At 43.1% G+C, this 13,033-nt stretch carries 3 protein-coding genes; all 3 read right to left on the minus strand.

Going from position 1 to position 13,033, the window contains the following annotated elements; translation table 11 throughout:
• Positions 1-56: 56 nt before the first annotated feature.
• On the minus strand, positions 57-5,564 hold the full coding sequence (locus P8P68_RS04260) for a ZmpA/ZmpB/ZmpC family metallo-endopeptidase (protein ID WP_278276250.1): 5,508 nt from the start codon (positions 5,562-5,564) through the stop codon (positions 57-59).
• Positions 5,565-5,798: 234 nt separating this feature from the next.
• Positions 5,799-6,179 (minus strand): hypothetical protein, encoded by a 381-nt coding sequence (locus tag P8P68_RS04265; RefSeq protein WP_000853147.1) that lies wholly within the window; start codon positions 6,177-6,179, stop codon positions 5,799-5,801.
• 248 nt (positions 6,180-6,427) lie between these two features.
• On the minus strand, positions 6,428-12,853 hold the full coding sequence (locus P8P68_RS04270; RefSeq protein WP_278276251.1) for a ZmpA/ZmpB/ZmpC family metallo-endopeptidase: 6,426 nt from the start codon (positions 12,851-12,853) through the stop codon (positions 6,428-6,430).
• Positions 12,854-13,033: the final 180 nt, after the last annotated feature.

Consider the following 13,033-nt stretch of genomic DNA (forward strand, 5'->3'; position numbering starts at 1 on the left):
ACAGCCAAACATCAAAAGAGAAGATCTGTCGATCCTCCCTTTTCATTTTCCAACCCTTATTTCTTAAAAATAGAGGTTCTGAAGTCTTTTGTTTGGTCAAGATAAGCCTTAAAGATTGCTCTCTTCAACTTATGAACTGCACTGTCAATCTCTGGCTTATAGTCACTCCAACGAGGAGCCACTGCATCCTGTAGCACAGCTTGGTCCATGAGGGCTTGCAATTCAGTCACACTATTGATGGTCTTTGTCGCATAACTTGGCCATGGTTTTGTCGGATCTTTAAAGGTCACCTGCTTCAAGTTTCCAAACTGATCCACACGTTCTTTATACATGGCTTTCTTAAAGGCAGCCCAAGATGAATACTTGCCTTCAAATACCTTGTCCAGTACAAGATCATCTGTCACCAATCCGCGTTCTTTACCATAGAGATTGATAGTTTTACCTTTTTGTTTGGCAGCTTCTTCGTATTGATTTGAGATATAAGGTACCATTCCATCCTTAAAGCCTTTGGCAGCCAGAAGTTCGTAAGCGATCCGACGTCCCATAAGGTCCCCTGGCGTGCCTTTCTCACTGCTGAGAGCTGAATAGATTGGGGCAAAGAGTTTAATGGTATAGTAGCCATTTCGTTCATAGTCGCCAGACTGGTACTCACGAGCTGACAAGATGTTATGGTCAATCAAACTCTCAAAGCTGGTCAATTTTTGGGCCTCTTCTGCTGTCAATTCTTTGACTACGTTAGTGGCATAAACCTCATTTCCATCTGCTGGATCTTTCACATACTTGTTCTCAATTTTTCTGAGAGCCGCCATTTTCTGGTAAACATTCAGTTTCTTAACGATTGACTGGCCTTCGAGATATTCCAGCATGTAGATGAGGTCAAACATGTTGTGAACATAGTTTTGAAGATCTGCTGCATTTTGGAATCTTTCTGTCGGATCCAAGACTTGCAGACGAGATCCTTCTGTACTATCTGATGTTGAGTGTTTCAAGATGGAGTTGATGGTAATGGTTGCGTCACTTGGTTGGTCAGGGGCTTGCAATAAACCTTTTGCAAAGAACTCTGGTCCCAAGCCACTTCTTCGACCATAGCCACCAAGGTAGATATCCTGATCCGAATCATGGGTCATTTCATGGGTATACGTAATGGCTCCATCCTTGTCTAGCATACGGTAAGACATATAGTAGACGCCATCTCCTGTTGCGTAGGCTCCATGCTGATTGTGCACTACCTTATTACCAACTGGGCCAAAGAAATTCTTCATGGCTGGATTGGAGCTATCAAACTTAGCCTCCACTGTAGCTTTTCCAGAGGTTGTGTCATCACCAAACTTATAGGCATCATAAAGGAGAATCGTACGATAGAGTTTTTCACGTCCCTCATTATCTAAAATGCGATACCAATAATCGTAGTGATCACGCTGACGTTTGGCTGTTTCACGTGCATTTTCTTCTACAAAATCATTGAGAGCCTTGCCCGCTTTATGCTCGCTATTGCGGTAGCGATCATAGGCTCCAAATCCTAAACTAGACATAGTTGAGATGACAAATACTGATTTCTCTGGCAAGGTTAGGAGAGGCAAGACCATATTGCGGTATTTCCAAGTGGCACTCGTGATGCGATCATAAACACCGATAGAATATTTGGTGCCAGCTAGTCCTTGCTTAGTTTTCACCTCTTCGATAGTGGATTTTTCTTCGACGATGTAAGCCTTAGTCTCTGATTTAAACCAGTCATTGTTGCTTTTCTCTGGTAGAAAGACTTTTCGGTAATGTTCCAGTGTACTAAACAAATCTGTCGTTCCATGCTGGCTGGCTAAACTAATAGAATAAGTATCAACGTTGTTCTTAGCTAGAAGATTGTTAAAACCAGATTTACCCAACTCAATCAGAGTATCTAGTGGTGAAGCATTTCCCTTACCAAAGAAGTCCAGGTGGTACAGAACCAGGTCTTTGACGTTTACTTGACCGTAGCTGAAGTTATACCAACGTTCCAGATATGTCAAACCAAGTAGCAAGGCTTCCTTATTGCGTTTGATTTTATCTACAAGATAGCCCTTGGTAACTTGGTTGTCACCAGCCAGTCCAGCGTCCGCTGACAAGAGTTTCTTCAAACTGTCTTCCAGATGTTCCTTGGTTTTGGCGAACTGGTCCTCTAGATAGAGCTCAGTTTGCTTGACGTTTGGAGAAATACCGAGCGTCTTTCTGATGCCTTCTGAATGGTAGTCCACCTGCTGCAATTCAGGTAAGACTTGTTTGATGATAGAGCTTTGGTCATACAAGAATTGGTTTGGTGTATAGAGAAGACCCGTATTTCCTAGACTATATTCCGCTAATTTGGCAAAATCAGCCTGGTACTTGAGATCGATTTTCTCAGATGAATGGTCCTTGTAGTGCAGCAAGAGTTTGTTTGCAGTCTGTTTGTTTGAAACAATGTCTGTGATGACTTGGTTATCCTTCATCATAACTACTGACAAGACTTCTTTTTGATACAAAAGACTGTTCTCATTGACCAGATTTCCGTATTTGACGATGGTTGCCTTGTTGTAGAAAGGTAGTAATTTTTCAATATTCTTATAAGCCAAGGCGCGCTTAGCTTGATAATGGGCCACCTTAGAAAAGTCACTGTCCTTCTTGCCACTTGTTGAGAGGGGCTCCACTGTTGGTAGAGTGAGAGGATTGATGACTGCTTTTTTGCTTTCAATTTGGGAAGCATCTAGCATTGTTCCTCTTTCTTCAAAGGATTCCTTGCTGACGACCTCATCCTTGACCAAGGTGACATTGTAGACTCTGTTGGCCTTGCTGCTGAATGTGTCCTTCACCTTCATATCATTATAGTGGTAACCAGTGATGGCATTTCCGTTGGTTACATTGACATCGCTGAGGACATTGGTCAAACTTCCAGCATGCTTTTCTAGATTAGAAGTTCGGTCCCACAAATAGCCTGCTACTCCCGCAACTCTACCAAAGTGTTTGACATTGTTGATATCCCCCTCAGCATAGCTATGCTGGATTTTCGCATCTCGGTCTACTAGACCTGCAAGACCACCCACAGTCTGATCTGAACTATTTGTGTTGGATGAAATGGCTACTGTCGCTTTTGACTTCGTCAGCAAAGCCCTGTTTCCTGTCAAATGACCGACCAGACCACCGATATTGTAGGCAGCAGTCGTTTCATAAGTGTTGATAATTCTTCCCTTGAAACTGCTCTCTGTGATGCTTGATTGGTCCGCCTTAGCCAGCAAACCACCGATACCACGTTCACCAGCCAGAACACCATCGACGTGAACTTGCTGAATCTTTGTGCCATTCTGGGCTTCATAGGCCAGTGAACCAATATCATCTTTCCCTGAAATGGAGACATTTTTCAGACTTAATTTTTCTACTTTAGCGCCACTCAAGGTTTCAAATAGAGGCTTTTTCAAGTTATAAATAGCATACTGCTTGCCATCTTTTTCACCGATCAACTGACCAGTAAAGGTGCCTTTGATATAGGATCTTTCATCAGGTCCCAACTCTACTTCGTTGGCGTTCAAGCTAGCTGCTAAATGATAGGTTCCAGAGAGATTCTGCTTGATAGCATTGACCAGGTTGCTAAAGGAAGTAAAGGTTGTCGTTTCCTCTCTAGCCTTCTTAGCTAGGTAGAAGGTGAAATTGTCAGCATATTTATTTTCTAGCTCTTGCTGGAGTTTCTCGGCCTTGGCTGTAATTTTATAAACTGTCTGACCATCTTTCGTTTCAGCCGTTATTGAAGCGACTGGTAGATAGACATCTTTAAATGACGAAGATTTAACCTTGACAAAGTAAGTGTCTGGATTACTTGGAACACCGTCTAAAGAAACGTGTTGTTTGTAAGTGCCATTGGTCTGACTATACAACTCCAGATCCGAAACGTTTCTTAGCTCAAGCGTCTTCTCTGGATCTTTTTCTTTTGGTTTTTCTGTCGGAGTTTCCGGTTTTACTTGCTCGGTATTGCCAGTATATTCTGGAAGAGGAGCGACTTGTTCCGGTTCAACGATGGCTCCTGCTTGAGTTCCTGTATATTCTGGTAAGGAAGATTGAGTCTCAGGTTCCACAATCGCACCTGATTGAGTATCTGTATATTCTGGTTTTTCAGCTATCTCAGGGTCAACAATCGCTCCAGCTTGAGTTCCTGTATACTCTGGTGTTGGCGTCACTTGTTCAGGTTCTACGATTGCTCCAGACTGCTCGCCTGTATAGGCTGGTTTCTCAGTCGTTTCTGGTTCCACCAAATCCCCTGACTGGACACCCCCAACCTCTGGCTCAACTTTTTCCGGCTCAACGATGGCACCAGCTAGAGTTCCCTGATACTCAGGCAATGGAGCGACTTGCTCGGGTTCAACGACTGCTCCTGCTTGGGTACCTGTATATTCTGGTCTTTCAGCTGTCTCTGGGGCTACAAACGCTCCCGCTTGCTCGCCTGTATATTCTGGTAATGGAGCCTGCGTCTCAGGCTCTCCCTTTTTTGCAGACTGAGGTGCTTCACTTGCAGCTACTGCCTTCTTAGTCCCTTTCTCTACTATACGTGGCAAAGCTTCTTCTACTTTAGTTGAGAGAACTTCCCTAGAAATTTCTTGGTTTTCAACAGTGAAAATGCGAACGAGTTCGACCTTCTTCCCAGCACGACCTTCTTGTTTGACATGGATGGTTCCCTCAGTTAGTTCTGGATTTTCCTGCACCACTTCTGAAACATCTAGTTTGGTTACAATTTCTTGGTCCTTGTATAGGAGCTCTGGTTTATTCACGCGACCAGCCAAGACTTCATCCTGAGGATCCACACTAGCAAGACCAGACGGTTTTAGATCGGATGAATCTTGAGAAGGGATTGGTTTTTCAGCAGGGAGTGTAGGAGATGGAGCTTTCTGCTCATCTCCTGCCCTTTGTCCACCTTCGTTTGCTTGGAAATGAGGTTGAACAGTATAGTCAAGTTTCTGATCCCTAGCAGCAGTTTCTTGCTGATTAATCTCTTTGTCTTGCTTAATATAGCCTAGATAAGTATAACCTGATAAGGCACGTGGCAAAGGCAGACTATCTCCTTGGGATAATTGGTATTCCTGATTGTACTGGAGCAAAAGTTGATTTTCAATAGCCTGAACTGAAGAAGCCAAACCACTGCCCATCCCTGTTATCAAGACAACTTTCAAGAGAGCCTTCTTTTTGCCTTTCTTTTTCGATACGACAAAAATAAGGAAACCAATCGAAGCCAGAACTCCACCTGATAAAACGCTAGTAAGGCTATTCTGCCCACCTGTATTGGGCAACTGACCTAGCTGAGCTTTCTCATCCATACGGTAGACTAGATAATAGGTACTCTCACTATCTTCAGCAATTTTCGGAATATCCTTGACAATCAAGTCCTTTTCTTGCCCACTCAGCTCCGTTTCCGTCACATATTTGTAGTGAACAGCTGCATTTTCTTGAGCAAATACGGTCCCACTACTCGCAACGGACACAAAAAATAGGCTTGAAATCGAAGCTGACACAAGTCCAATTGCTAATTTTCGTAAGGAGAAACGATGCTGCTTCTCTCCAAAAATCTTTTTCATTCTATATCCTCTCAACTTTTCAACCTCTATCAAGAAAATAACTAGTATTATATTTTGATATAGGTATTTCACATCCACCATTATACTATAAAAATACTTCCTTGTCTCAAATAAATGCTTTAGATTTCACGAATGTTAAAGCTTATTTATCCTGTAAAATTTATCTGTCGTTGATGACAAAAAAAGAAGGCTAATCGCCTTCTCTTATTTGAAAATATTCCTAACAAAAAGTCATTATTCTTGAATCTCGAATTTTTTCAAAAGTCCAAAATAGAGGGATCCACCAATGATTGTCAGAATTCCTCCTACCCATCCCAAGAATGGGATCAATCCAACAGAACCACCCACGATAAACAAAACAGACGGTGCAGGAGTCACACGCTTATCGTCCTTGTAATATACAATAGACACAATTCCTAAAACCAAGACAGCAATTTTTACCAATGCCAAAATGATTGAAAAAATCGTCAATATACCAACTGTTGCATCAGAGTCCTCCGTCGCCGCAGCAGCCCCAACAGCTATCATAAACATAACAAGAGGTGCCAACAGCAAGACGATACCTGAAATAAGACCAAAAATCGCATTTACGCGAGCAAGTGTTTTTGTTTTCATCCGAATCTCCTTAAAAAATTTTTACAACTATCATTTTATCACATTTTCATGAAAAACAAAAGAAATTTCAAAATGAGTATACTAGATGGTGAATGATTTCAAATTTCTCTCCAGACATTTAGACTAAGAACTCTGTCATGTATCAATTTGTTTGTAAATTCATTCGTCTTCTCCACTGAGCAAGCCATTCACCTAAAAAAAGAAGATCACTTGGATCTTCTTTTTCCGTATCTATCTTTGCAAAAAGCTTATCTTTCAAAGATAGACTGTCTGAAATCATCTGTGGCACGTAGATAAGCGTTGAAAATACGATACTTGAGTTGGGCGACGCTACTCTTGGAACTGTCTGATAAGGCACGATCAATGTTCTTAGCTGAGGCATCCGCTAGTACTGCTAAGTACATATAATCTTGTAATTCCTCATAAGAAGAAATCGTAATTTGTCGTTTGCTATCTAATTTTCCTGCTTCAAACTCGATAGTGATGGGGCGAAGGAAGTTTTGAGCCTTGTTGTATCGCTCATTTAGCATAGCTTTCTTCAAATCCTTCCATGATTCATACTGACTACCGTAGAGATTTTTAAGGATCAGATCATCTCCAACTACTCCGACATCTCCTCTGTTCCAGATTGAGTAGGTCTTGTTTCCTTCTTTGAGGGCTTGGCCAGCGTATTGACCAGATACATATGGGACAAATCCTTGCTGGTAACCTTTGTCTCCGAGCAATTCATAGGCTCTACGGCGGAACATAAGCCCACCAGGTGCACCAGTTGGATTGTCCAGAGCTGCATAGAAGGAAGCAAACATATTGATGACATAGTAGCCATTTCGTCCAAAGCTAGCTGTATCCCAACCATCGCGACGACCAATGATATTATGGTCAACCAGAGCATCGACAGATTTTAGTTTGGCTGCTTCTTCGGCAGTTATAGGGACAATTCGATCATCAGCGTGAGCTTGTTTACCATAAGACGTATTCTCAAATTTATAATTTTCAGCCTTACGGTACCATTTCATTTTCTGTTGATCAGTTAGAACTCCAGTAACAATATCCCCTTCTACATAATCCAGAAGGTTCAGTACATCAAAGACTCCATGCATGTAGTCGCGAAGAGCATCTGCTGAGGAGAATCGGGCAACAGGATCATAGGTATGGTAACGTGTGGTCGAATCTTTATCTCCCTGATAGAAGCTATTGAGCACGAGACCTTTTTCGCTAACATTGGTTACAGACTCTAACATTCCTGTAGCAAAACTCTCAGGTCCTTCACCCTCACGACGACCATGTCCTTCAAAATAGATAGAACCATCCGAGTTGTGGGTCATTTCATGGGTATAGACCATGGTTCCAGAAGCTCCCAGCATCTGGTCATAGACGTAGAAGACTTCATAACCATTGGCAAAGGCTCCTAGTCCATTGTCTCCGTGATATTTGCCAGCAGGGCCAAAGAAATTGTACATAGCAACTGAGGTCTTATCATTACGCGGAGCCCAATATTGCTGGCCTTTATCATTATAAAGAAAGAAACCGTCTGTAACGATCACCCGTCTGAATAGAGTGTCTTTCCTGTTTGGACTTAGAATGTTGTACCACATGTCATAGTGGTTTCGTTGCCATTCAGCTGATTGATCCACAAGTTTTTCAACGTGTCGATGGAGTTCCTCACCTGAGAGAACTCTGCCACCTTCTTTCCTGTAGCCTCCAAAGCTACCAAAGGCAATGGTCGACATATTGCTGATGATATAGACATCTCTTTCAGGTAAGGTCAGAAGTTGGAGGACCATTTGCTTGAAGCCCCAATCTCCCTGAGTCAGTCTGTCGTAGACCTTGATTGTATACTTACTCTTACGATCTGCATTGTCTTGCTTAGCCTGAATTTCTGGCAGACTTGAACGAGCCTCTACGATATAAGCCTTAGTATTTTCCTTGAACCATTCACTGTTGGTTTTGTGTGGCAAGAAGAGTTCACGCAGACTTTCTAAGTAAGCAAAGAGGTCTCCTTTGCCTTTTTCCTTGGCTAGAGATTGTCGGTAGGCATTGAAGTTGTTTTGGGCTCGAAGATTGCCCATTCCAGAGTTCCCGAGAGCGATGATAGTATCCAGTGTCGAAGCTGCTTGATTGCCAAAGAAATCAAACTTATAGGCATTAAGATCTTTGGTATTGAAAGTTCCATAGTTGACATTGTACCATCGGTTGAGATAGGTCAGACCAAGCATGAAGGCCTCTTTGTTCTTCAGAATTTTTTGGCTAATCGCATCCGCTACGGCAGGGCCTAGGGTGTTGATCGACTTGTCAACTGAAAGTACCTTGAGGAGCTCCTGACCTAGTTCAGCTTTGATTTGTTCAAAGGCTTTTTCCAGATAAAGATCATCTAAGGAAGCTGTTTCACCAATCCCTAATACTTTACGCACTGCAGCCGAGTCATAGGTCACAGATTTGAGTTCATCCAAGACACTCTCTTTAATAGACTGGTAGTCAGATAGGAAGACTTCTGGCGTATAGAGTAAATTCTTATCAGCAATGCTATATTCTGCAATCTGGCCATTGGCAAAATCACCCTTGTAGGTCAGATCAAGATAAGCGATCGTCTTATCTGCATAATGCAACATCAGTCTATTGATTTCACCCTTATGGCTGTTGACATCTGTTATCAGTGTCTCATCTTTCATCGGAACCACATCTAGCAGGGCTACTTTGTTGAGTTTATCATCTTCAGCTAATTGGTTAGCTGTATGAACGATGAAGTCTTTGTTGTAGAATGGTAATAGTTTTTCTACATTTTCGTAGGCTTGCTTTCTGGACTCCTGAGCTCCCCTCACTCGACTATAGTCTGTTTGATGCTGGTAAGCTTGCTGCAATGGCTCTTGGTCCGTCAAGTTCGAAGTGATTCTAAAGGACTGACGTTTGGCTTGCGCATCGGCCTCTGAAATAGAACGGACAAAACGCTCATCTTTTCGATTTGCTGTAGTTCCTTCAAGAACATAAGAGTCCCGAACAGAAGCCTCAGGATAGGGATCTCCTGTCATCGCATGACCATTTTGAACCTTGACACTGGTCAAGACATTTCGGACCTGTCCATTGTTCCAAGTAGACCCGATTGCTCCACCGACTTGGCCAGAATGACCTCCATTCTGGATAGAACCACTCACATAAGAAGTTTCTAATCTAGCTCCATTTTGCAAGCGACCAATCAAGCCTCCAACACGCTGGTCTCCGTTTCTACCCGTTACTTGGATAGATACATCTGCCTGACTCTTCTGCGCCAGTGATTGGTTGCCGTGGAAATTACCGACCAGGCCACCAATATTGTACTCCTGCCCTCCATCTTGGGTGCTGGTGATGGATCCTTTAAAGGCAACATTGGTTAGTTTTGTGTTTTGGGCAACTCCTACGAGTCCACCGATATGCTTGTTCCCAGATAGACTACCACTTACAGAAACATCCGTAATCGTTGCGTTCTGAGCGTTGCTAGCCAAGGCCCCTATAGAATCCTTGCCTGTAACTGCAGTCGATTTCAAGGTCAGTTGCTGGATGGTGGCATTTTTCAAGGTTGCAAAGAGTGGTTTTGCCAAGTTGTAGATGGTATAATCTTTGCCATCCACTCGGCTAGTTAGGCTACCTGAAAATTCTTCTGGTACATAGCTTGTCGCAGACTGTTCCAACTGGAGTTCATCTGCTGAAACATCCGCTCCTAATGTGAAGTTTCCAGTCGGGTTTGACTTCATGGCCTCTACGAGCGCTTTGAAGGACGTATAGACACCTTCTTGACTAAGAGGCGTTTTCGGCAGTTCAAAAGAGTAATCTGGACGATAATGATCCCCTTCTCCCTCGACGAGCTGATTAGCTGATACCGTTACGGAATAGGCATTGCCCTTATCTGTAATCTTAGTAACAGGTAAGAGCATATCCTTGAACTTGTCTGACTGAATGCGGACATAGTAGTTGTCCAAATCAGACGGCACTTCCGACAGGGATAGGTAACGTCGGTAGCGACTACCATCTTTACCGTACAGTTCGATACGATCAATATCTTTGATTTCAACCTTCTTATAATCTAGCTGAACTGGACGTTGATCCTCTATACTAGTTTGTTCCCCTTGACCCAGGTCATATTTCATGACAGTTTTGAGGGTATAAGGAGTATAGTAGTCCAAGTCATCAAGCGTCAATTTTTGAGTGAGATCCACAAGGTCGACTTCCTTAATTAACGTTTCACCCTTGTATAGCTGCACTTTGGCTGATTGATAGCTAGCTGTAGCATCCGTCAAGTGATAGCTAAGAGAAACTTGGCGTTTGTCTTCTTCCTTCTCGACACGGACTAGAGAGAGGGTTGGTTTTCTCTTGACACCATCCAGAGCTTGACGAGCGGCCTCGAGATCCGTCCGAACTTGATCGACCAAGGCTTGATTGGCGAAAGGATTGTCCAAAACGAGCTTGGCCTGATCTAGAGCACGGCGATAGCGGAGTTTGGTTTGTTCATCAGCATACTGGTAAGCAACTGTAGACTGAGTCACATCCTTCATGTCAAATTCAACTCCAAGAGTTTTCTTATCAACAGGTTGGCCGTCTAAATTATTCTTAGCAGTTTCAAGGGCTTTTTTCAAAGAATCAACCTGTTCTTGACTAGCATGAGATGCCTCAAAGAGAGCTTGGGCATTTGCGACTGCCTGTTTATAAGACTCTTGATCTGCAGTGGTATCATTGAAATACTGATGCGTTTTCTGAATGCTATCGGCCTCCTCCACTAATTGGTGTAAGGGTTCGAGGTCGAGAGTTCCTTTTTCTGGTTCCACAGGAGCGTGATCCACATTTGTAGAAATTGGTTTTGTACCGACTTTGATAATCTGAGGAACTGCTTCTTTTGTGATAGTGTTAGAGATTTCCTCTGTATTTTCGACTTTTCCATCTACTAAATACTGACGAGTCACAATCGTACGGACGCCCTCTTGACCAGCTTGGCTAACTTCCCTTTGCCCCAAAGGCAGGTCTGCACTTTCCACTTCCTTAGTTGGATAGGGTTCGGCCACTGTTGTGGTAACGTCCTTTTCTTCAACGTTTAAGCTTGGAACTTCATTTACAGGAGCGTCTGTTGGTTTCTCGCTAACAGGAGCTGTTCCGACCGTTACGATCTCTGAGACCGCTGGAGTCGTCACTTCGTTGGAGATTTCCTGGCTTCTCTCTACTTTGCCATCTACTATGTACTGACGGGTGACAATCGTACGGACGCCATCTTGACCAGCTTGGGTTATCTTGGTCTGGCCAACTGGTAAGCTATCACTCTCTACTCGTTCTCGAGTGTAGGGTTCTGCTACCGTCGTAGTAACATCCTTTTCCTCAACCTCTAGACTTGGAACTTCATTTACAGGAGCGTCTGTTGGTTTCTCGCTAACAGGGCCTGTTCCAACTGTTACGATTTCTGAGACCGCTGGAGTCGTCACTTCGTTAGAGAGTTCCTGGCTTCTCTCTACTTTTCCATCTACCATGTACTGACGGGTGACGATTGTACGCACGCCATCTTGACCAGCTTGAGTTATCTTGATTTGGCCAACTGGCAAGCTATCACTCTCTACTCGTTCTCGAGTGTAGGGTTCAGCCACTGTTGTGGTAACATCTTTTTCTTCAACGTTTAAGCTTGGAACTTCATTTATTGGAGCGTCTGTTGGTTTCTCGCTAACGGACTCCCCTGGGCTTGGTTTTGTAGGAGAAGGGATCTTGCTTCCGACTTTTCTAATCTCAGAAGTCGGCTCAGTCGTTACCTGATTGGAAACCTCCTCTGTATGGATCACCTGACCATTTAAAAAGTAGCTGCGGGTCACGATGGTACGACTACCATTTTTCCCTGCCTGAATCACCTCAGTTTGACCTTGCGGCAAATCATCCGCCTCTACTTCCACCACTTGGAAAGGAATAATCTCTGTACGACTGGTATCTTTACTATCAACCTTTAACTCTGGTTGTTCAAATACAGGAGCATCACTTGGTTTCTGAGAACGATACTCTTCCTGCGCTTGGCTTCCGTTCGAAGTTTGGACTGGAGTATCAATAGGAGCCGAATGATTCAACTCTTTCTTGCCATCAACTGGAGAGTTTACTTCTTTTTGAGATTTCAAATACCCTACATATTGGTAGCCTTCAATCGTAAGTGGGGATTGCAATGTTTCCCCGACCTGTACAGTCAATTCCTGATTATAGTCTGCCAGCATTTGATTTGTCAAAGCCAAGGAAGTTGGCGCAATCAGCTGACTTCCTAGACTGGTCAAAAGCATGAATGAAGCAAGTTTCTTGCGATCATCTCTGCCCAGTTTAATCGCTACGACCAGTAGCACAATGCCTGCCCCTGCTGCAATTGAGCTAATGAGTTGGCTGTGACCAGTTGCAGGCAGCTGTCTCGTCGGACGATAAATCAAATAGTAAGTATCATCTGTTTCCTCAGCAAACTGTGGCAATTCTTTGACTACCAATTGCTTTTCTTGGTCCGTGAGCTCACTTTCTGTCACATACTTATAGTGAATCTGTTTTGTGACGGATGGCGTCTGTTCACTGGCTGCTACACTTGCAAGAGAACCTCCTCCACTAAAAAGGTAGAAAACCCCTACCAAAGCAGAAACTAAACCAACCGAAACTTTTCTCAATGAAAAACGTTGGTGCTTTTCTCCTAAATAACTTCTTTTCATTTCTAATCTTTCCTTCATCATGATTTGAATCCCCTCTATTCTACCGAAATTTACTAGATTATTCAATTTATTTGCTATAAATAATAGCCACAAAAAACTGCTAATCTTTTCAGTTCATTTACGCTTTCAAAATCCTTATCTAATCAGGTATTGAATGCACAAACAAGATCATGGAGAAAC

This window comes from Streptococcus sp. D7B5 (assembly GCF_029691405.1).
Taxonomy (GTDB): Bacteria; Bacillota; Bacilli; order Lactobacillales; family Streptococcaceae; genus Streptococcus.